This window comes from Coriobacteriia bacterium (assembly GCA_031292615.1).
In the GTDB taxonomy this organism is placed as follows: domain Bacteria; phylum Actinomycetota; class Coriobacteriia; order Anaerosomatales; family JAAXUF01; genus JARLGT01.
This window is the reverse complement of record JARLGT010000096.1, coordinates 24977-44974: the sequence shown is the minus strand read 5'-3', so window position 1 is coordinate 44974 and position 19998 is coordinate 24977. Positions and strand designations below refer to the sequence as shown.

Genomic DNA, 19998 nt, shown 5'->3' with positions numbered 1-19998 from the left:
CGTGAAGCGAAAGACGAGCGCCGTGATGGCTGCGGCGTACAGGCTCGGGCCCGTGAACGGGTTGCTCCACACGCCACCTGGGCGCAACACCTCGCTGGCCACAAGGGCGCCCATGACGGAGATGGGCACGAACGACAGCCAGCGCGCGACGGGCTTGGGCAGGTCGATGCGCGAGACGATCGTCAGCGGTAGGAAGCGCACAGCGTAGTTGGCCACGGCCATCCCGACGATGACGATCCAGATGGTCGTCTGGCTCAGGCTACTCTGCACGCCACACCACCGATCCGACGCTCGCCGCGACCATTGCAGCAATCACCAGGTACCAGCTTGGCTGGAGGTGTATGCCAACAGCGTCCAGCAGCGGAAGGCCGAGCACGATCGCGCCCGCCATCAGACCGGTCACGACGTGTCGCCAGTCCTCGGCGAGTGCGAGGAACAGCGCCGTGAACATCGCGGCCATCGCGAAGCCGACTCCAAAGCGCGAGGGGTCGCCGATCCAGCCCGCGCCGAGCGCCCCGACCAGCGTGCCGAGCACCCAGCCCGCCCACGCGACCGCTCCGACGCCCGCCATCGAAGCCGGCGTGGCGAGTCCCTGGCGGTGATCCGCGACGTTGACCGCGAACGTCTCGTCGGTAAGCGAGAAGGCGAGTGCAGCATGCGTGGAGGTCGAGGCGTCACGGAGGTACGTGGACAGCGTGGAGGCGAAGAGCACGTAGCGCAGGTTGACAACGGTCGTCGCGATCAGCACGCCCGCAGGTCCCGCGCCGGCTGCCAGGAACGACAGCGCGATGAACTGCCCTGCGCCGGCCAGCGCGGTCGCCGAGCACACGACGGCCTCGAACACAGAGAAGCCCAGCGTACGGGCAAGGATCCCGAACGCCATGCCCACCGGCATGTAGCCCAGAAAGATGGGGAACCCCAGGGCGAGGCCGCGGCGAAAGCGCGCCACGGGGGTCCCGTGCAGCGCCGCGCCGGCGGCACGGTCTTCAACATGAGGGTGGGCAGAGACGTCCGAAGAAAGCATCTGGCAATCCTAGCACTGGTGGCGTGGTTCTTGCGTCCGCGGAATCGAGAGTCAAAAGCGCGCCACAAGGCTCTCAAGAAGGTACAATCCGCATAGAAGGCTCGCACAAGGAGATGGGCGCTATGGAGTTCACGATCACGTGCCCGATCGACGGACCAATCACGGTGTCGCTCGAAGACATCGACACGGTGGTCCTCCGTGATTCCGAGCGCGCCGACATCACGTTCGTCTGCCCCCATTGCGGCACCGAGATCAACGTCTCGGCGGTTGTACCTAGCTTCCTCATGGCGGCCATCGAGGCGCTTGCCGAGGATGGCGACTCGACCGGCGGTCCGTTCGCGGGCATGTTCCAGGTTGCCGACGACGCGCCTGACCGCAACTTCGAGGTAGTCGTCCCGGCCGAGGACCCGGTCGCCGAGGCGTACTGCGAGTACTTCCGCCGCCAGCTCGCGCACATCGACTGCGTCGATGACGTGCTTGCCGAGATAGATGCGTCGCGCAGAGACTGACGTTTCGCGAGTTCTTGAGCGCCCCTTCCGCTGCACCTGTGGGTGAGTTGCGCTCTGCTACGATGGCTCCATCCCCTAGAACCTTTGGAGCCGTTCGCGTGATTGTTCCGGTCATCGCCTTTCCAGCTATCGACCCGGTCGCGCTTCACCTCGGGCCAATATCAATTCGCTGGTACGGGCTGGCATATGTGGCCGCGTTCATCGTCGCAGGGTTCGTGATGCACTGGCTGGTGGATCGGTGGAAGCTCAACATCTCCGATGACGACCAGCTCACCATCGTGATCGCTGCGGTCATCGGCGTGATCGTAGGCGGGCGTCTCGGCTATGTACTCGTGTACGGCGGCGGCTTCTTCTTGAGCAATCCAGCGCGAATCTTCGCGATCTGGGACGGCGGCATGTCGTTTCATGGCGGTCTGGCCGGCATCCTGATTGCGGGAGTCGTCGTCTCCAGAATGATGGGGATTCCGTGGCTGACGCTGTGCGACCTCGGCTCGGTTGGCGCCCCGGTGGGGATCTTCTTCGGGCGCATCGCCAACTTCATCAACGGGGAGCTGTGGGGACGCCCCACCAACGTGCCATGGGCGATGGTGTTCCCCAACGCCGATGCCTTGCCGAGACACCCGTCGCAGCTCTACGAAGCGCTGCTTGAAGGACTCGTGCTCTTCTTGGTCATGCTCTGGTTCGCGACGCGCAGGCCCAATCCACCGCGCGGCGTGATCCTCGGGTGGCTGCTCACGCTCTATGGCGTGTTTCGAATCTTCGTGGAGTTCTTCCGCCAGCCCGACATTCAAATGGGCGCGAAGGGGTTTCTGGCGTTCGGCGTTACCACGGGTCAGCTCCTCAGCGTTCCGATGGTCATCGCCGGCGTCTGGCTGATCGTGTGGGCCGGACGAAGGGGGCTGCCGGAGTTGGGCCGTCCCGAAGTCGCGTCGAAGTAAGGCGCCAGCTAGTCGCAGATGTGGTCCGCCGGCTTCCAGCACGGAGCCTCACACTCGAGGCAGCGGACACTCTCGCCGGGGAGCAGCTCTCGAGGCGGCGTGCAGTGGGCGCAGAACAGCCGAGGCATGTCGCCGACGAGATCTTTCAGGTCGGGATCGTCGTAAGGTCGAGCGAGCGGCATCTCGACCATGTGAAGCAGATAACAGGGCATGGGCGTCCTCCTCGCGACGATGCTACGCGCGCGGCGCGCCGACGGCAACGAGCAAGGCCGATCATTCGACGCGTTCACGCCGTTTGACCGGGTCGGATAGGGTTCGTAGACTTCAGGCGATGTTGGATGAGGGGAGCTTGGCGCCGGTGCGATCGTCGCGGTTCGGAGTTGCTGTATCGATTGCTGCCGCGCTCGTTGTCGCGCTGGCCGGCTGCGCAGCCACGCCCGCGAAGGTGACATCGACATGGCCGGTCGCGACGACTGAGGCTACGGTGACGCCACCGATCGATGCGCAGCGCTTCCCGCTGACGGGTCTTCCCGTGCCCGCGGGCGCGACGTATCCGATCTCACCGATGTGCGCGAAGCTCGTGGACAACGGCGCTACGGCGACCCTTTCGGGCGTCTCGGCGGCTGATGTGGTCTACGAGACCGGGCAGGCTGGCGCTGGAACCCAGATTGCCGCTCTCTTCCAGAGTGCGGCGCCCAAGACGGTGGGGCCGCTCGGCGCAGCGGGAAGTCCCGACCTGTGGATTCTGCCGCAGTACAGCGCGGCGCTGTTCTCCACGGGGGCAAGCACGGGCCTCGCGGCTTCGATCAAGCGAGCGGGGCTGATCGACTTCTCGGCGGGCTCGGCTGCCGGCGACTCGGCGTACGAGACGCTGACGCATCCCAAGGCGGCGGCCGGAACGTACCTGAGCGGCGCTCGTGCGCTGCAGCAGGTAACGGCGCTGGGTTCGACCATCGCCTCGGACTCCGCTCGGCTGCGCTACGCAAGTGCCTCCGAAACGACGGGATCCGCGACGGCGGGGCTGACCATTCCGTTCTCGGCCAACCAGGTGGTGGGCTGGAGCTGGAACGCGAAGTCCAGCCGCTACCTGCGGCTGCGCAACGGCCGCGCGCAGCGCGACCTGCTCGGCAAGAAGCGGATATCGGCGAGCAACGTGGTCGTGATGTGGGCCAAGTACACCGCGCTCGACACCGATGTGGTGGGACCCGGCGGCTACGACATCACGCTCGGTGGCTCGGGGCAGGTTACGGTGTTTCGGGACGGCCAGCGCATCGACGGTCGCTGGAAAGCCGATGGCGCCTCGCCGCCCACGTTCTACGCCGATTCAGGACAGGCGATTCGGCTTGCCGCGGGAACGACCTGGTTCGAGGTGATTCCCCTCTCAACCAATATTTCGATGCGCTAGGTGTATCTTCGGGTGAATGGTCGATGAGACTCGGTCATTCCGCACCATTGCACATGTTGTTATGCGCGAACAGCGGCAGGTACAATCCTGCATGCACCTCGCCCCTCGAATATGCGGTTAGCTCCCGCGGTGAGCGTTGGAGCGCCGAAAGGAGTCGTTACACGTGGCTGATAGCAGCAGAGACATCGGGACACTTCGCGTCAAGACCGGTCTGGCCGAGATGCTCAAGGGTGGCGTCATCATGGACGTCGTCAATCCCGAGCAGGCCAAGATCGCCGAGGACGCCGGGGCGGTCGCCGTTATGGCGCTTGAGCGCGTGCCTGCCGACATCCGCGCGCAGGGCGGCGTGTCACGCATGTCCGACCCGACCATGGTCGAGGGCATCGTCGCCGCGGTCACGATCCCGGTCATGGCCAAGTGCCGCATCGGGCATTTCGTCGAGGCGCAGGTGCTGCAGTCTCTCGGCGTCGACTACATCGATGAGTCCGAGGTTCTGACCCCAGCCGACGAAGAGCACCACATCAACAAGCTCGACTTCACCGTGCCGTTCGTGTGCGGCTGCCGCAACTTGGGTGAAGCGCTTCGCCGCATCACCGAGGGTGCCGCGATGGTCCGCACCAAGGGCGAGCCGGGCACGGGCAACGTCGTAGAAGCTGTGCGCCACATGCGTACCGTTACCGCCGAGATCGCGCGCCTCAAAGGCATCCGTCCCGAGGAGCTCTTCGCCGCGGCCAAGGAGCTGCAGGCGCCCTACGAGCTGGTCAAGTGGGTTGCTGAGCACGGCAAGCTGCCGGTCGTGAACTTCTCGGCGGGCGGAATCGCTACCCCGGCCGACGCAGCACTGATGATGCAGCTTGGCTGCGACGGCGTTTTTGTGGGGAGTGGCATCTTCAAGAGCGGCGACCCGTCGGCGCGCGCCAAGGCCATCGTCGAGGCGACCACGCACTTCGAGAACGCCGAGGTCATCGCTCGCGTCTCGCGCAACCTGGGCGAAGCCATGGTCGGCATCAACATCTCAGACATTCCGGCCAACGAGCGTATGCAAGAGCGTGGCTGGTAGCGTGCGAATTGGAGTGCTGGCGCTGCAAGGCGCCTTCCGAGAGCACATCCTGTCGGTCGAGGCTCTCGACGCGCACGCTGTTGCTGTGCGCCTGCCCGACCAGCTCGATGACTGCGACGGTCTCATCATCCCCGGCGGGGAGTCGACCGCGATCTCGAAGCTCATGGTGAGCTACGGGTTCTACGAGCCCATCCAGGCGCGTCACGCCGCGGGCATGGCGGTGTGGGGTACCTGCGCTGGCGCGATTCTGATCGCCAAGCAGATTGTTGACGGTATCCCGGAGCAGCGTGGGCTCGACCTGATGGATATCACCGTGCAGCGAAACGCCTACGGCAGGCAGATCGACTCGTTCGAGGCCGACCTGCAGTTCGCCCATCTGGGAGAGCCGTACCGCGGCGTGTTCATCCGCGCACCGTGGATTGCGAGCGTGGGGGACGACGTCGAGGTGCTGGCGAAGCACGAGGGACACATCGTGGCCGCCCAGCAGGGCAATCTGATGGCCACGACCTTTCACCCCGAGCTGACAGGCGACCCGCGCATCCACCGTTACTTCGTGGAGCAGGTCGTCGGGGCGTAGCGCTCGGACGCGCAGCCAGCCGTTCTTGGGCACGAGTGGATTGCGTCGCGCGCGAACCACGGACGCTTGGTGCACGTTCGACGCGCCATCCTCGGCCACGCACGGGCGGCGCGGTGGAGTCCTTAACGCGGGCCAGCGTATCGGGTATGCTCTGCGCGGTGAACCCCCGGCCCGCATGCTCGCGGATTCGCGCGCGGCGGTCGTGCAGGAAAGGATAAGAGGAACCCATGTCAGGACATTCTAAGTGGGCGACGACGAAGCACCGGAAGGGCGCCGTCGATGCGAAGCGCTCCAAGCTGTTCTCCAAGCTGACGAGGATCATCACCGTCGCGGCCAAGACCGGCGGCGACCCGAATCCCGAGAACAACGCGTCGCTCGCTGCGGCCGTGGCAAAGGCCAAAAGCTACTCGCTGCCCAAGGACAAGATCGACAACGCGATCAAGAAGGCGTTCGCGGCGGGTGCGGATGCGGCGACCTACGACGAGGTCATCTACGAGGGCTACGGCCCGGCCGGCGTCGCCGTGTACGTCGAGGCGCTCACCGACAACCGCAACCGCACCGCAGCTGACGTTCGCGCGGCGTTCACTCGAGCGGGTGGCAACCTCGGGGCAACGGGCTCGGTCGCATTCCAGTTCGAGCGCAAGGGCGAGATCGTCGTCGAGAAGACCGCCTCAAGCGACGAGGACGAACTGATGCTGCTCGTGGCCGACGCTGGCGGCGAAGACCTCGAGGACAGCGACGAGGACTGGGTCGTCTACACGGCGCCTAACGACCTACTGACGGTCAGCAAGGCGCTTGAGGATGCCGGCGTCGCGGTCAAGGGCGCCGAGCTGGTCATGGAGGCAACAACGCCGCAGGCCATCTCGGTTGAGGACGCAAAGAAGGTCATGAGGCTCGTCGACAGGCTCGAGGAGTCCGACGACATCCAGAACGTGTACACGACCATTGAGATGACCGAGGAGATCGCCGCTGCGCTCGACGCGTAGGCTCACATCGAACGGCTCGACATCACGGGCGGCCCGGCAGAGATGTCGGGTCGTTCTGCTACACTGAACATATGTTCGATTGCGGGCGTCGTCGGCGCCGATACAGCGTGGGGAGGCGAGCATGGGAGTCATCATTCTCGGCATCGACCCGGGTCTCGCCAACACCGGATGGGGAGTGGTCGAGCGCACGGGCTCCAAACTGCGCTGCGTCGCATACGGTTGCATCCAGACCGGCGCCCGCGAAGATCTCGCTCAGCGCTTGGCGCGTATCCATGAGGACATCCGAGACGTGATTTCGCGCTACAACCCCACCGAGTGTGCCGTCGAAAGCGTGTTCTTCGGCACCAATGCCAAGAGTGCGTTCGCGACCGGTCAGGCCAGAGGAGTTGCCCTGCTTGCGACCGCCGACGCTCGGCTCGTGCTGGGCGACTATTCGCCGGTACAGATCAAGAGCGCGGTGGTGGGCAGTGGAACTGCCGACAAGTCCCAGGTCCAGTACATGGTGCGTGTGATGCTCGGCCTCGACCACGAACCCAAGCCCGACCATGCCGCCGACGCCCTGGCAGCCGCAATCACCCATGCGAACCTGCGCGGACGCTTGGCGATGGAAGCCGCCAGCGCGTCTGCGAGCGCCCAGGCTACCCGAAGGGCCACGCGATGATCGCCTTCCTCGCCGGTCGCGTTGCCCACAAGGGCGCATCATATGCCCTGCTGGAAGTGGGCGGCGTCGGCTACAAGCTCGCTATGACGACCGGCTCGCTCTCGGCACTTCCCGCCGAAGGCGACGAGGTCACGGTCTGGACGTACCTCTACGTTCGCGAGGACGAGCTCTCCCTTTTCGGCTTCGAAAGTGAGGCCGAGAAGGAGAGTTTCGAGCAGCTCATCACCGTCAGTGGCGTGGGCCCCAAGGTCGCTCTCGCCACGCTCTCGGCGCTCTCGCCCGAGGCGTTGGCTCAGGCGGTTGCCGTCGATGACGTCGCGATGATCTCGACGGTACCGGGTATCGGCAAGAAGACCGCACAGCGCATCATCCTCGACTTGAAGGACAAGCTAGGCCTGCCGGAACTCGGCAGCGCGACGTCGCGCAGCTCAGGCGCCGGGGCGGCTCTCGCGGAGACAAGCGACGCGCTGCTCGCGATGGGCTTCTCGGCAGCAGAGGTCTCCGCCGCGGTAAAGGGCTTCGATGGTGGCGCGGATGCTCAGGCGCTGCTCAAGCACGCGCTTCGCAGGCTTGGAGGTGGCGTGTGAGCACGGTCTGGGAGGCTGGCAACGCGGAAGGCGAGAGCGAGGTCGAGCGCCTCCTTTCGGCTTCGCTTACCGAAGATGACCTGGAGATCGACCGCAGCCTGCGCCCGAAACACCTCGACGAGTACTTGGGGCAGACGCGCGTTAAGGAGAACCTCGGCGTGCTCATCGAGGCAGCTCGCGGTCGTGACGAGCCACTCGACCACATTTTGCTATCGGGACCTCCGGGTCTAGGCAAGACGACACTTGCGCAAGTCATCGCCAACGAACTCGGCGTCGCGATGAAGACGACCAGCGGGCCGGCGATCGAGCGGGCCGGCGACTTGGCTGCGATCCTCACCAACCTCGACGAGCGCGACGTTCTCTTTATCGACGAGATTCACCGCCTCAACCGAGCGGTGGAAGAGGTGCTGTACCCGGCGATGGAGGACTACACCCTCGACATCATCATCGGCAAGGGGCCTGCCGCCCGCTCCATCCGGCTCGACCTTCCACGCTTCACGCTCGTGGGGGCGACGACGCGGACCGGTTTGCTCACCGGGCCGCTTCGTGACCGCTTCGGGATGGCCTTCCGGCTCGACTACTACAACGCCGAGGAGCTGCAGGCGATCGTCGTGCGCAGCGCCGGAATCCTGGGCGTGGACGTCGATACCGAAGGTGCGGCCGAGATCGCGCGTCGCAGCCGAGGGACTCCGCGGCTCGCCAACCGGCTGCTCAAGCGCGTTCGCGACTACTCGCAGGTGCGCCACAGTGGCGCGATCGATGAGGACATCGCCGCCGAAGCGCTGGCGTTCTTCGAGGTGGACCACCTCGGCCTGGATACCATGGACAACAAGATTCTGACGATGCTCGCCCAGACGTTTTGCGGCAAGCCCGTTGGTCTCAACACGCTTGCCAGCGCTGTAGGCGAAGAGTCCGACACGCTCGAAGACGTCTACGAGCCGTATCTCCTGCAGCTCGGACTGCTCATGCGCACTCCGAAAGGGCGACAGGCCACGGCACGCGCCTACGAGCATCTCGGCATGACACCTCCGGCGGGTACGCCGGCTCAGGAAGGACTCTTCTAGATGGCGTCAGTTGGCAACGACAAACCCGCAAGCGAGCTCACTAAAGAGGAACGGCTGGAACGCGCCCTTGCGTCCAAGATGGCCGAGCTGCCTGAGAACCAGCCGAAGGGGCTTCTGGGTGACCCGGGGCTCAACGTCGGGAAGATCGACGACTTCGAGCCCGATCTCAACGCCGGGATCTCGCAGGAAAACGACATGCCTGTTCTGTGGATGGCGATTCTGCTTGGCTACCTGATCTTCTTCGTGCCCGGCTTCGTCATCCTTTGGATGTCCAAACGCGTCCCGATACGCACCAAGGTCATTGCCTCGGCGGTCATGGCGGTCGCCGCCGTGGCGTTCCTGCTCTACCTTCACGCGCGCGTCTGAGGCTCGGGTGCGTGGCTCGGGTAACATTTGTCATGAATTCGCGATGACAGACCGATAGAGATTGCGAACGCTGGAAACGCGCATCGCATCGCGTGGTTTGGCAACGGGGGAAGTGACCGTGCAGTACCAGAACGACTATGTGCTTCGACTGATAGAGCAGGCGGGAGCCGCCCTGCGTTTGGCGAGCCGCCGCTTTGCCGAGGGCGCGTCGTCTGACGAGTCGCTCGACGCGACCGACGAGGCGATCCGCGCCGTGGTCGACGTCGATCCGTCCCTGTTCTTGCGCATGTCCCCGGCGTCGATGGCGTCGCTTCTTGAGATCTCGAACCTCGACGACAGGCTGGTCTGCAAGCTTTCCGAGGCGCTACTGCTACAGGCCGATATCCTGCAGAGCGAGGCGGACATCGTTGGTGCTGGTGTCAGGCGCGAGCAAGCGGCTGCCGTTCTCGAGTCGATCGACCCGAGCCGAGCCAACTAGCGCATCTCGCCGGCGGTGCGACGGCCCGTTTCCCGTCCAACGACGACACGGTCGTACCCTGGGGTACCAACGACTCAGGGGGGTGCAGGGTGGATGAGAGTCGACGGAGAACGGGCGATTTGGCGCTCATCGCGGCCGGAACCTGTCTTGCGATTGCGACGTGTGCCGGCTGCACTCTCGGCAGCGCACCAATACGGTCCTCAGCGGGCTCGGCAGGCAAAGGGGGAGCGATGACGCTCACACTGACGTCACCGGCGTTCGTCTCGGAGGAGCAGGCCGCGGACCCTACCGTCAATACTTCGGAGTCAGCCAGCATGCCACGGCGCTTCGCGATGCGTGCGTTTCCCGGGGGACAGAACATCTCTATCCCCTACGTGTGGCGTAATGCGCCGCAAGGCACTCGATCCTTCGCGCTTGCTCTGGTCGATACCGCTCCTGTGGCGCGTGATTGGGTGCACTGGCTGGTCATCGACATTCCCGCTGACGCCTCGGCTCTACGTGAGGCCGCATCAGGAGGTCCCGCCATGCCCCGAGGCGCGCTCGAGCTCCGTAACACGTTTGGAACCGTCGGCTACGGAGGTCCGCAGCCGCCCATCGGAACCGGAGCCCACTCCTACGTGGCGACCATCTACGCTCTCGACGTCGACAAGTTGGCAGTCACGGGCTCGGCGACCCGGGATGACGTGCTGCGCGCGATGGACGGCCACATCCTGGCGGCTGCGACCTGCACCGGTAGGTTCGGACGCTGACGCACCGGCGGCGCCACCCCGACCGGGGGCGACGCCGCCAGACAGCGCGATCCGAGTAGCTAGACGCTGGTCTCGGCGACCCACAAGCCGTGCAGGTTGCAGCGGGCCGACACCATGATCTTGGTGTCCGGATCCAGCGTCGCAACCGCTGTCACCTTGGGCGCAACGACCCCAGCTGCGAAGTTGACCGTTGCTATCGGCGCGTTGGCGGCGTAGATCTCAACAAGGTCGATCCAGTGGTCGGGCAGGTTGGGGTGGGCCACGTAGTGTCCCACCTCGACTGTGATGGTCACGACGTCGCCCTCGCGCACGGTCGCGATGAAGGGCACGTGCTTCTTGTGAAAGTCGTCGGCGGTGTCGAGGTTATCGACGGTGTGCACTCCACCCAGGATCGGGGACTCGTTCATCTTGGACGCACCTTTCGTGTCGTTCGCGGATACGGGCCCGCCGTTGACGGGCAAGGCTGTTTATACCCGACCTCCCGTCCCATTAGAATCGCACTACCGGATGCGTCCGGTCCCTGTGCCCGCGTCCCAGGAGCAGCCCCACATGCCAGCCAACACTGTCGCCAGCCGAGACGACTCCGTGCTCGTGATCGTCGACGAGCAGGAGCGCCTCACGGCCGTGATGGAGCGTCGTGACGAGGTTGTCTCGGCGACGGTGCGCCTGGTGCGCACTGCGGCGCTCGTGTGCGTGCCGATCGTGGTGACTCGGCAGTACCCGAAAGGGCTCGGCGACACGGACCCAACGCTTGCCGAGGTGATCGAGGCCGCGCGAGCAGCGGGCGCCGGGGTCACGTCGATCGACAAGGTTGCCTTCGACTGCTTCGGCGAGCCCGCCTTCGCCAAGACACTCGAGCGCTCCAGCCGCAGGCAGATGTTGCTCGCTGGCATGGAGACGCACATCTGCGTGACGCAGACGGCGCTCTCTGCGCTACGCAACAGTTTCGACGTCCACGTGGTGGGCGACGCGTGCTGTTCGCGAAACGCGGCCAGCCACGACTCGGCGCTCGAGCGCATGCGCGCGGCAGGCGCCGTCGTAACCACGACGGAGTCCGTGATGTACGAGCTGATGGGCGAGTCGGGAAGCGACGAGTTCCGCGCTCTGCTGGCTATCGTCAAGCAGTAAGCCAGCGCGGTTCGCCGCGTACCGCAACCGCATCGTCGCCCTCACGAATCGTGCACAAACGCGTGCTACACTCGTCGCGCCCGGGCCCTTCCGGGCACTCCAGAGAAGCACTTTGACGGCGAAGGGACTCTTCTCCATGGCGCAGATCATCGACGGCAAGCTCGTGGCAGCCGCGGTACGTGCAAAGGCTGCGGCGCTCGTTGAGCGCGTGAAGCTCGCCGGTGTGGATCCGGGTTTGGCCGTCGTGCTCGTCGGCGAGGATCCCGGGTCGCAGTCCTACGTTCGCATGAAGGAGCGCGACTGTGCCGAGGTCGGCATCACGTCGTTGGACTTCCGGCGTCCCGCCAGCATCACGCAGGCCGAGCTCAACCAGATCATCGACGCGAACAACGCCGACCCGTCGGTCCACGGCATCCTTGTGCAGCTTCCACTGCCCAAGGGCTTTGACGAGGAGGCCGCCCTCGAACGAATCAGCCCCGAGAAGGACGCCGATGGCCTGCACCCCGAGAACATGGGTCGTTTGGTACGCGGCATCCGCGCGGCGCGCGCCTGCACCCCGTGGGGCGTCATGGCGATGCTCGACTACTACGGCATCGACCCGGCGGGCAAGCGCGCCGTGGTGATCGGCCGCTCTTCGATCGTCGGCAAGCCGATGGCGCTGATGCTCCTCGAGCGCAACGCCACGGTCACGGTATGCCATAGCCGCACCGTGGACCTGCCCGCCGTCTGTCGAGAGGCCGACATCCTCGTGGCCGCCATTGGGAGACCGGGCATGATCACCGCCGAATACGTCAAGCCCGGCGCCGTCGTTGTCGACGTTGGAATCAACCGCACCGACGCAGGGCTCGTGGGCGATGTCGACTTCGATGCTGTCGAACCGATCGCGAGTTGGATCACGCCCGTGCCGGGTGGAGTCGGCCCGATGACCCGGGCCATGCTCGTCATGAATACCGCCGAGGCGGCCGCCCGAGCCGCCGGGTTGGAGGTCTAGCATGCGATCGCTGCGCATCACAATCTTGATTGTCGCGGCCTGCCTGTCGGTCGCTGTGGCTCTCCCCGCAGGTGCGCTCGCAGCACCCGGCGCAGCCGCGCCAACAGCTTCATCCAAGCCCGCGGCGGTGACGGCGCCGCTGGCTAGCGGTCCAATCGACGCGCAGATCTGGCCGGGGCAGGACGGCAAGACCGTTGTGATCGTCGACGTGACCCTCGATCCGAAGGTCAAGCTGCCAGCGCGCGTACGCATCCCGGTTCCGAACGGCGCGGTGGTCCAGTGGGCGGGCGAGATCCTCGGCGGAGACGCCAGCAAGGACCAGGAGCGCCCGTTCACGCTGCAGAGTGGGCACGGCGGCAGCTATGCCGAGCTCACCCTCTCAGTGTCGCGTCGCGGTCAGATTGAGACCAACGGCATCGCGATGACGGCCAGCGGCACGAAGCTCTCGACACTGGTCGACTGGACCCAGTCGGTTCCGTCCACGTCGACGCTGTTCACCGTGCGCATTCCGGCCAACGTCTCGGCCGTCACCATCGCTCCGCAGCCAGTGGGCGCACCCGACACAAACGCGGCAGGGGAGTCACTCTACGTTCTGCCGACACAGAGTTTGGCCACCGGGGCTCAGTCGGTGATCAAAGTCTCCTACGACACGGCGCCCGCAACCGCCACTCCGGCCACGACCGTGAATCTCACCGCCGTCTACATCGTGCTGGGCGTGCTGCTTGCAGGCGCGGTCGCCGTGGTCGTCTACCTGGCGAGTCGCCAGAACGCCGCCGGGTCAGGCGACGAGGGCTACGACGACTCCGATGCTGAGGATGGCGACGTCTCGGAGGCCGAGCCGGACGACGATGCTGCACCAAACTCAACCGACGAGGCCGACGACGATGCGTTCGATATCGACTGACTGGTGCCATGAGCACACCGACCCAACATCGACCCCACCGCCTCTTGCTGCACGCGTGCTGCGGGCCGTGTCTGCTTGAGCCGCTCGACGCGCTTGTGGCCGAGGCCGACGAGGTCGTCATCGCATTCGCCAACCCCAACATCCATCCCGCCGACGAGTACGAGCGTCGCCGCGACACGCTGATCGGCTACGCCGCCGAGGTCGGCGTCGATGTTGTGGAGCTGCCCTACGCTCCGCAGGTCTGGGAGGCGGCGGTCGCTCCGCTCGCGGATGCGGGCGCCGAGCGGTGCCGGGCTTGCTACCGGCTGCGCCTGGGTCTGGCGGCGCAGATGGCGGCCGACGGTGGCTTCGACGCGCTAGCCACCACGCTGAGCGTCAGCCCATACCAAGACCAGGCCGCTATCAACGCTGAGGGTCGTCGCGCTGCGGCCGCGGCCGGCGTCCAGTGGCTCGACCGCGACTTTCGCGAGCGCTACCGCGACGCGACGACGCGCTCGCGGGAGCTGGGGATGTATCGGCAGAACTACTGCGGGTGCGTGTTCTCGCAATCCGAGGCGTCGGCCGAGCGCCAGGCCCGCAAGGACGCCCGCGCTGCCGAGAAAGCCGCGCGCAAGCCGCCGAGCCAGGACTAGCCGCGCTGCGTCGCGCGCGCTCGGCTCTCGGCGTCTCGGCGCTGGATCTCGCGCACCTTGCGTGCGTAAGAGAATGCCCGAAGCGGATTGAACGTCGGTCCGTCGCCCAGCGTCGTGCGCGCCTCGAGCGCGGCCCTCAGGTCTTGTGCGGTCGTGCCAGGGAAGAGCGTGCGGCTCGTGCCGATCGCCGAGAGGATGTGCGCATCGCTGCCGCCGGTGGCGGCTAGACGGGCCGAGTTGTCCCGCCAGTATCGGCGGGCGTGGAAGTTCGCGAAGAACAGCAGGGGCGTGGAGTTGGCGACTTCGATGCCGTCGTAGGCCACGGTGTCGTAGACCTCGGTCTCGCCTCGGCACAGACCGTGGCGCGCCCACCACTTGGGAGCGTAGGGGTGCGCGGCGATGGCCAGCCCGCCCTGGCGATGGATCTCGGCGACGGTGTCCTCGGCCGACATGCCCGGGGCGATCAGCTCGGGGGTCCACAGGCCCAGGATGTGGCCGTCGGTGCTCTCGACTTCCTGGCCGACGATCACCTCGACGCCAAACTCGTCGGCGTGCTGGGCAGCCTCAAGGGCGCCCTCGTTGGTGTTGTGGTCGCAGATCGCGATGACCGAAAGGTCGGTTTCCTCGGCGATCCATGCGAGTACCTCGGTCGGCGTCGCGGTTCCGTCCGAGGCCGTCGTATGCATGTGAAGATCTGCGGCGGATCGATGCGTTTCCATGGCGGCCGATGTTAGCACGACCGTGTGAAATCCCGGAGTAACGGCTCGGTGGCGTGCGATACACTGGCGCTGTCCGTCCACGGCCCAAAAAGGATGTCGCCCCAAAGTGCTTACCGACGACTTCGACTACAACCTGCCGACGGGCCTCATCGCCCAGCATCCAGCCACGCCGAGAGACTCGTGCCGACTGCTGGTGCTCGATCGATCCAGCGGTCAGATCGATCATCGCCGCTTCACCGATCTGCCCGAGTACGTAGGGTCGGGGGACCTGGTCGTCGTCAACGACACGCGCGTGCTACCCGCGCGACTGCACGGCGTCAAAGACGAGACCGGCGGTGAGGTCGAAGTGCTGCTGCTGAGGGAGCGCTACGAGAACGCTTGGGAATGCCTCGTCAAGCCGGGTCGGCGCCTGAAGCCTGGCGCGCGTGTGGTCTTTGGCGATGGCGCGATGACCGGGCTGGTGGTCGACACGACGGAGGACGGTGGCCGCGTGATCCAGTTCCGACTGGGGGCGGGCGAGCGTAGCTTTCTCGACATCGTGCACCGCCTTGGCGAGATGCCGCTGCCGCCCTACATCGCGCGCCAGATCGACGACCCCGAGCTCTACCAGACCGTCTTCGCGCGCGACGAACGCTCGGCCGCAGCTCCCACCGCGGGGCTGCACTTCACCGAGCGCTTGCTCGACCGCGTACGCGAGGCCGGAGCGCGCATCGAGAGCGTCGAACTCGATGTGGGCATCGACACCTTCCGACCCGTGAGCGAGGACGATCCGGAGACGCACCACATCCACACTGAGCACTTCCAGGTAGGCCGCTACACCGCCGACGCCGTCAACGAGACGCGCGAGCGAGGCGGACGCGTGTTCGCGATCGGGACCACGAGCGTCCGCGCGCTCGAGAGTGCGTGGGACCCGGATCGCAGCGAGGTCGCCGAGACGCGAGGCGCCACGTCGCTTTATATCCTGCCAGGCTACGAGTTCAAGGTGGTCGATGCGCTCGTGACCAACTTCCACGTGCCGCGTTCGACGCTACTGATGCTCGTGAGCGCGTTTGCCGGTCGCACGCCCGTTATGGAGGCGTACGAGCTTGCGATGCAAGAGGGCTATCGCTTCCTGTCGTTTGGCGACGCGATGCTCATTCTCTAGGACCGCTGCCCACGCCCGGCTCTATCGCTGCGGGCTCCACCACGTCCAGTTGGGGTTGCCGGCTGCCGGATCCTTGGCCGGTGTGCCCGGAGCGATTGCGATTCCCTGCGTGACGGTCGAGTTCGTCTGCCGGTAGACGCGCACGCCAGACGAGTCGGTGCCGTCGTAGACGAACGTGGGCTGGCCATCGTCGGTCGTCGGCGGGGTGATCTGGGCGGGCAACGCTGGCCACTGGTCGAAGCTGGTCAGCTCCGACGATTCCAGCACGAACGTCAGCCCCGCGTAGCTGCGGGTGACCGGTGCGAACTGGAAGAGCTGGCCCGTGTCGTCGGCGACGTAGACCGACGTGTCTTGTATCGCGGAGGTTTTCGCGTACACGTCGCGCTTCGCGACGGACGCACCGCCGAGCGAGGAGTTGGTCGAGCCCACGACAGAGATGGTGCCGCTGTCCAGCTTCGAGGCCCCGACCTCTTTGTAGACCATGCCTCCCACAGTGATCGCCTGTGCACCCGTGACCTTCGCCGCGCCTTGAGGCGTAGAACTCGCCGCGGTTGCGCCACTGTCGGCGACCTGGGGCGCGCCTTGATATATCTGGCTGGCGGTTTGGGGCGGGGCGCTCATCTCCCGCATACCGAATACGACGATCGCTCCCGTGCCCAGCAGTGCGACGATAACTGCCGCGGCCGCCGCAGCCGAGACCCACATCCGGGGCAGCTTGCGTGCGGTGCGCGGCTTGGGCGCGAGCGTCCCCGGCGGCTGCGCGGGCGCGCCTTGCGCGGGTGCAGGTCGCAGGTACTCGGCGCTCGCCGCCTCGGCTTGCGCGGCCTCGGCTTGCGCGGCAGCGGCGGCGTCGGCAGCCTCGGTGCGCACCCGCGCTATCACGCGATCGGCGAGATCGGCTGGCGGCTCGGGTAGACCGACCTGCTGGGCGACGAGCTGCGCGCGGACGAACAGACCGCACTCAGGGCACGTGCGGCAGTGCTCCTTGGCCTCTTCGAGCTGGTAGGAGTCGACCGGTTCGCGGTCCAGAGCGGTCGAGATCACTTGTTGGGCGGTTACGCACTCCATGAAGCTCACTCACCTCCCGAGACGAGCCCGAGGGTGACCGAGAGCGCGCGACGCGCGCGGAACACGCGCGACTTGACGGTGCCGACCGGCACTCCGAGCGTCTCGGAGGCCTCAGCATAGGTCAGTCCGAAGACCGAAACGGCTGAGAGCGCGTCGCGGTCCTCGGTAGCGAGCGACCGCATTCCGCGCTCGAGCGTAGCCGCCAGCGCGACGGTGTCGGCGAAGTCTCCCTGCGGTGGGGCGTCGAGCGTCTCTACCGGCACCGGGACGCGTTTGCCGTCTCGCACGAGGTCGAGACACGCGTTGCGTGTCACGCGGTACAGCCACGTCGAGAAGCGCGCGCGGCCATCGAAAGAATCAAGCGAGCGGTACACCTTGATCCAGACCTCCTGCACCACGTCTTCGGCCGCGCTCGAGTCGCCAAAGAACCGCACGGCATGCGCGAAGACCGCTGGCGTGTGCGTGCGCACCAGCGTCTCGAACGCGTCCAAGTCGCCGGCCTTCACGGCCAGCACGAGCGCGGTATCGTCGGGCGTTGTTGTCGGCATCTCTCCACGGTATGACGCAGTTGGTGCACGGATGGTTCGCGACCAGTCTAGCGCGAGCGCATCGGCTACAATCCCTCGCATGACTCTCTTCGGCTTCCAACTCCTTGCACGTGACGCTTCGACCGGTGCCAGACGCGGTCGTTGTGACACAGCGCACGGCCCCATCGAGACACCCGTCTTCATGCCGGTTGGCACGCGAGGCACCGTCAAGGGTGTCACGACCCCGCAGCTCGGCGACCTCGGAGCGCAGGTTCTGCTGGCCAACACGTACCACCTGTTTCTGCGCCCCGGCTCCGACATCGTGCGAGAAGCCGGCGGCCTGCACGCGTTCATGAACTGGAACCACGCCATCTTGACCGACTCGGGCGGCTTCCAGATCTTCAGCCTCGCCGACACGCTCAAGCTCTCCGACGACGGCGTGGAGTTTCGCTCCATCCTCGATGGCTCCAAGCACTTCTGGACGCCCGAGGACAACATGCGCATCCAGCAAGACCTCGGCGCCGACATCGTAATGCAGCTCGACGAATGCCCGCCGTATCCTGCCGAGAAGCCCGCCGTCGCCACGGCCGTGCGCCGCAGCGCCGAGTGGGCCGCTCGATGCCTGGCGGCGCACACGCGCCAAGACCAGGCGCTCTTCGGCATCGTGCAGGGCGGCGTGTTCGAGGACCTGCGCCTCGAGAGCGTCGAGCGCCTCGCCGAACTCGACCTGCCCGGTTATGGCATCGGCGGCTACTCGGTAGGGGAGCCGCACGAGCTGATGCTCGAGTCGCTCGCCCCCGTGACCGCCGCGATGCCCGCCGACAAGCCCCGCTACTTGATGGGCGTCGGCAACCCGACGTCGATCCTGCAGGCCATCGCGCTAGGCGTCGACATGTTCGACTGCGTGTTGCCCACACGCACTGCGCGCACGGGCACGGCGTTTTCCTCGGCGGGGCGCATGAACATGCGCAACCTGCAGTACGCCCGCGACTTCGGGCCACTCGATCCGACGTGCACCTGCTCGACGTGCACGCAGTACTCGCGGGCGTATCTGCGTCACCTTGTGACCACCAAGGAGATGCTCGGCGCAATCCTACTCTCCATCCACAACCTGCACTTCCTGCTCGATCTGACGGCCCGCGCACGCGAGGCGATCGAGGCCGGCGTCTACAGCGAGTTCCTCTCGGCGTGGCTGGCGTCCCCGGCCGCCGATGACTACTAGAGAGCTTCGCGCGCCCGGAATACTTGCGATTCCTTAGGAAGACAGCTCAAGCGGGCTTCAATCGGCGCGTGTCTGCAGGTATGATGGGTCGTTGGCTGCCCGGTCCGGGCCGCTCTCGCGATTGAAAGGCCTACCACGTATGGGTACCAACCAGATTCTTATCCTCGTCGTCATGGCTGCCGCCTTCTACTTCCTGCTGATTCGTCCACAGCAGCAGCAGGCCAAGCAGCAGGCCAAGACGGTCGCAAGTCTCGTCCCCGGTACGCGCATCATGACGATCGGCGGCATCTACGCCACTGTCGTTGAGGTCGAGGACGATCGCGTCCGCGTCTCGGTGGCCGACGGCAGCGAGCTCGAGATCGCCAAGCGCGCTGTCGCCTCGATTCTCGCCGACGCCGACGACACCGACGACACCGACGATGAAGACGTCGACGACGAGCCGATGCTCGCCGACCACGTCGACGAAGAGGCAGACGCCGAAGAAGCCGACGCCGAACAAGCCGCCAACCCCGCCGATGAAACCCCGGCGGATGTCTGAGGCAGCGCTCACACCTCAGGCGTCAGCCAAGCCGCTCGTCACGCTCGAGGTCGTCGAAACCGACCCCGAGCTGCTTGCGTACCTGCAGATGGGCGACGACTACCTCGGCGCCATCGGCTACACCGAGCACGGGATGCGTCATTCCAACCTCACCGCCCACATCGCCGGCAACATCCTGCGGCGTCTGGGCTACGACGAGCGAGTGGCAGAGGTCGCGGCGATTGCCGGCTTCATGCACGACATCGGCAACTGCGTTTCGCGCTCCGACCACTGGATCTCCTCGGCGTTCATCGCTCGCGACGTGCTGGGACGCCTAGGGATGGACTTCGCCGAGATCGCCACCGTGATGAACGCCGTGGGCAATCACGAGGAGGACGCGTCGGATCCGGCAACTGCGGCTGCAGCCGCCGTGGTCATCGCCGACAAAGCGGATGTTCACTCGACGCGCGTGCGCGAAGTTGACGAGACGAACTGGGATATCCACGACCGAGTCAACCACGCCGCGACGCGCAGTTTCCTGCGTGTTGACTCGGATGCACGCGTGCTCACGCTCGAGATCGACATCGACACGGGCGAGATCCAGATCATCGACTACTTCGAAATCTTCCTCGAGCGGATGCAGTTGTGCCGCCGAGCCGCTACTGTGTTGAACGCGAGGTTCTCCCTCGTCATGAATGGAACCAGACTCCTGTAGATTCAGGAGAAAACGTCAGGGATGGGC

Annotated in this window: 27 protein-coding genes; 20 read left to right on the top strand and 7 right to left on the bottom strand. The window is 65.9% G+C overall.

Annotated features, from left to right (window positions below; all coding sequences use genetic code 11):
• Positions 1-270, bottom strand: a 270-nt coding sequence (locus P4L93_08800) for an AzlD domain-containing protein (GenBank protein ID MDR3687037.1), incomplete at its 3' end; no start/stop codon positions are given.
• On the bottom strand, positions 260-1024 hold the full coding sequence (locus P4L93_08795) for an AzlC family ABC transporter permease (GenBank protein MDR3687036.1): 765 nt from the start codon (positions 1022-1024) through the stop codon (positions 260-262). The genes P4L93_08795 and P4L93_08800, both read right to left, overlap by 11 nt.
• A 122-nt stretch (positions 1025-1146) precedes the next feature.
• Between P4L93_08795 and P4L93_08790 the strand changes: the two genes are divergently transcribed.
• Positions 1147-1533, top strand: a complete 387-nt coding sequence (locus P4L93_08790) for a hypothetical protein (protein MDR3687035.1) — start codon at positions 1147-1149, stop codon at positions 1531-1533.
• Between the two features lie 98 nt (positions 1534-1631).
• Positions 1632-2471, top strand: coding sequence for a prolipoprotein diacylglyceryl transferase (gene lgt, locus P4L93_08785; GenBank protein ID MDR3687034.1), 840 nt, complete (start codon positions 1632-1634; stop codon positions 2469-2471).
• An 8-nt stretch (positions 2472-2479) separates the two neighbouring features.
• Here lgt and P4L93_08780 read toward each other — a convergent pair whose 3' ends face one another.
• Positions 2480-2683 (bottom strand): hypothetical protein, encoded by a 204-nt coding sequence (locus tag P4L93_08780; protein ID MDR3687033.1) that lies wholly within the window; start codon positions 2681-2683, stop codon positions 2480-2482.
• A 146-nt stretch (positions 2684-2829) separates the two neighbouring features.
• Here P4L93_08780 and P4L93_08775 point away from each other — a divergent pair, with 146 nt between their 5' ends.
• From P4L93_08775 to P4L93_08730, 10 genes are all read left to right on the top strand, one after another.
• On the top strand, positions 2830-3876 hold the full coding sequence (locus P4L93_08775) for a DUF3048 C-terminal domain-containing protein (GenBank protein ID MDR3687032.1): 1047 nt from the start codon (positions 2830-2832) through the stop codon (positions 3874-3876).
• 163 nt (positions 3877-4039) lie between these two features.
• Positions 4040-4936 carry a pyridoxal 5'-phosphate synthase lyase subunit PdxS gene (gene pdxS, locus P4L93_08770; GenBank protein ID MDR3687031.1) on the top strand — a complete coding sequence of 299 codons (897 nt, stop codon included), beginning with the start codon at positions 4040-4042 and terminating at the stop codon, positions 4934-4936.
• Positions 4926-5513 (top strand): pyridoxal 5'-phosphate synthase glutaminase subunit PdxT, encoded by a 588-nt coding sequence (pdxT, locus tag P4L93_08765; GenBank protein MDR3687030.1) that lies wholly within the window; start codon positions 4926-4928, stop codon positions 5511-5513. Before pdxS ends, pdxT begins: the two co-directional genes overlap by 11 nt.
• A 227-nt stretch (positions 5514-5740) precedes the next feature.
• Positions 5741-6499, top strand: coding sequence for a YebC/PmpR family DNA-binding transcriptional regulator (locus P4L93_08760; GenBank protein ID MDR3687029.1), 759 nt, complete (start codon positions 5741-5743; stop codon positions 6497-6499).
• A 121-nt stretch (positions 6500-6620) separates the two neighbouring features.
• Entirely contained in the window at positions 6621-7160 is a 540-nt protein-coding gene (gene ruvC / locus P4L93_08755) for a crossover junction endodeoxyribonuclease RuvC (protein MDR3687028.1), read from the top strand.
• Positions 7157-7747: a Holliday junction branch migration protein RuvA gene (gene ruvA, locus P4L93_08750; protein MDR3687027.1), complete on the top strand. Its 591-nt coding sequence runs from the start codon at positions 7157-7159 to the stop codon at positions 7745-7747. The genes ruvC and ruvA overlap by 4 nt, the downstream gene beginning before the upstream one ends.
• On the top strand, positions 7744-8811 hold the full coding sequence (gene ruvB, locus P4L93_08745) for a Holliday junction branch migration DNA helicase RuvB (GenBank protein MDR3687026.1): 1068 nt from the start codon (positions 7744-7746) through the stop codon (positions 8809-8811). Before ruvA ends, ruvB begins: the two co-directional genes overlap by 4 nt.
• Positions 8812-9177 carry a hypothetical protein gene (locus P4L93_08740; GenBank protein MDR3687025.1) on the top strand — a complete coding sequence of 122 codons (366 nt, stop codon included), beginning with the start codon at positions 8812-8814 and terminating at the stop codon, positions 9175-9177.
• 118 nt (positions 9178-9295) lie between these two features.
• A complete protein-coding gene (locus P4L93_08735; protein MDR3687024.1) occupies positions 9296-9655 on the top strand; it encodes a hypothetical protein in 360 nt (119 codons plus the stop codon).
• A 230-nt stretch (positions 9656-9885) separates the two neighbouring features.
• Entirely contained in the window at positions 9886-10404 is a 519-nt protein-coding gene (locus P4L93_08730; protein ID MDR3687023.1) for a YbhB/YbcL family Raf kinase inhibitor-like protein, read from the top strand.
• Between the two features lie 59 nt (positions 10405-10463).
• Here P4L93_08730 and P4L93_08725 read toward each other — a convergent pair whose 3' ends face one another.
• Complete coding sequence (locus P4L93_08725; GenBank protein ID MDR3687022.1) at positions 10464-10811, bottom strand: desulfoferrodoxin family protein; 348 nt, start codon at positions 10809-10811, stop codon at positions 10464-10466.
• Between the two features lie 142 nt (positions 10812-10953).
• Here P4L93_08725 and P4L93_08720 point away from each other — a divergent pair, with 142 nt between their 5' ends.
• The 4 genes from P4L93_08720 (at position 10954) to P4L93_08705 (ending at position 14059) form a co-directional block, all read left to right on the top strand.
• Positions 10954-11532, top strand: coding sequence for an isochorismatase family protein (locus P4L93_08720; GenBank protein ID MDR3687021.1), 579 nt, complete (start codon positions 10954-10956; stop codon positions 11530-11532).
• A gap of 136 nt (positions 11533-11668) precedes the next feature.
• Positions 11669-12523, top strand: coding sequence for a bifunctional methylenetetrahydrofolate dehydrogenase/methenyltetrahydrofolate cyclohydrolase FolD (gene folD / locus P4L93_08715; protein ID MDR3687020.1), 855 nt, complete (start codon positions 11669-11671; stop codon positions 12521-12523).
• A 1-nt stretch (position 12524) separates the two neighbouring features.
• Positions 12525-13427 (top strand): hypothetical protein, encoded by a 903-nt coding sequence (locus tag P4L93_08710; GenBank protein ID MDR3687019.1) that lies wholly within the window; start codon positions 12525-12527, stop codon positions 13425-13427.
• Positions 13428-13435: 8 nt separating this feature from the next.
• Positions 13436-14059 carry an epoxyqueuosine reductase QueH gene (locus P4L93_08705; protein ID MDR3687018.1) on the top strand — a complete coding sequence of 208 codons (624 nt, stop codon included), beginning with the start codon at positions 13436-13438 and terminating at the stop codon, positions 14057-14059.
• On the opposite strand, the gene P4L93_08700 is transcribed toward P4L93_08705, so the two are convergent.
• The gene (locus tag P4L93_08700; GenBank protein MDR3687017.1) at positions 14056-14778 is read right to left on the bottom strand and encodes a CehA/McbA family metallohydrolase; all 723 of its coding nucleotides are present in this window, start codon (positions 14776-14778) and stop codon (positions 14056-14058) included. The genes P4L93_08705 and P4L93_08700 overlap by 4 nt on opposite strands.
• 106 nt (positions 14779-14884) lie before the next feature.
• Between P4L93_08700 and queA the strand changes: the two genes are divergently transcribed.
• A complete protein-coding gene (gene queA / locus P4L93_08695; protein ID MDR3687016.1) occupies positions 14885-15922 on the top strand; it encodes a tRNA preQ1(34) S-adenosylmethionine ribosyltransferase-isomerase QueA in 1038 nt (345 codons plus the stop codon).
• A gap of 21 nt (positions 15923-15943) precedes the next feature.
• Here queA and P4L93_08690 read toward each other — a convergent pair whose 3' ends face one another.
• A complete protein-coding gene (locus P4L93_08690) occupies positions 15944-16990 on the bottom strand; it encodes a hypothetical protein (GenBank protein ID MDR3687015.1) in 1047 nt (348 codons plus the stop codon).
• Between the two features lie 5 nt (positions 16991-16995).
• Entirely contained in the window at positions 16996-17538 is a 543-nt protein-coding gene (locus tag P4L93_08685; GenBank protein ID MDR3687014.1) for an RNA polymerase sigma factor, read from the bottom strand.
• 79 nt (positions 17539-17617) lie between these two features.
• Here P4L93_08685 and tgt point away from each other — a divergent pair, with 79 nt between their 5' ends.
• The 3 genes from tgt to P4L93_08670 all read left to right on the top strand — a co-directional run bounded on the left by tgt (position 17618) and on the right by P4L93_08670 (position 19971).
• Positions 17618-18739, top strand: a complete 1122-nt coding sequence (gene tgt / locus P4L93_08680) for a tRNA guanosine(34) transglycosylase Tgt (GenBank protein ID MDR3687013.1) — start codon at positions 17618-17620, stop codon at positions 18737-18739.
• 139 nt (positions 18740-18878) lie between these two features.
• Positions 18879-19277 (top strand): preprotein translocase subunit YajC, encoded by a 399-nt coding sequence (gene yajC, locus P4L93_08675; GenBank protein MDR3687012.1) that lies wholly within the window; start codon positions 18879-18881, stop codon positions 19275-19277.
• Positions 19270-19971 carry an HD domain-containing protein gene (locus tag P4L93_08670; GenBank protein MDR3687011.1) on the top strand — a complete coding sequence of 234 codons (702 nt, stop codon included), beginning with the start codon at positions 19270-19272 and terminating at the stop codon, positions 19969-19971. The genes yajC and P4L93_08670 overlap by 8 nt, the downstream gene beginning before the upstream one ends.
• The last annotated feature ends 27 nt before the right edge of the window (positions 19972-19998 follow it).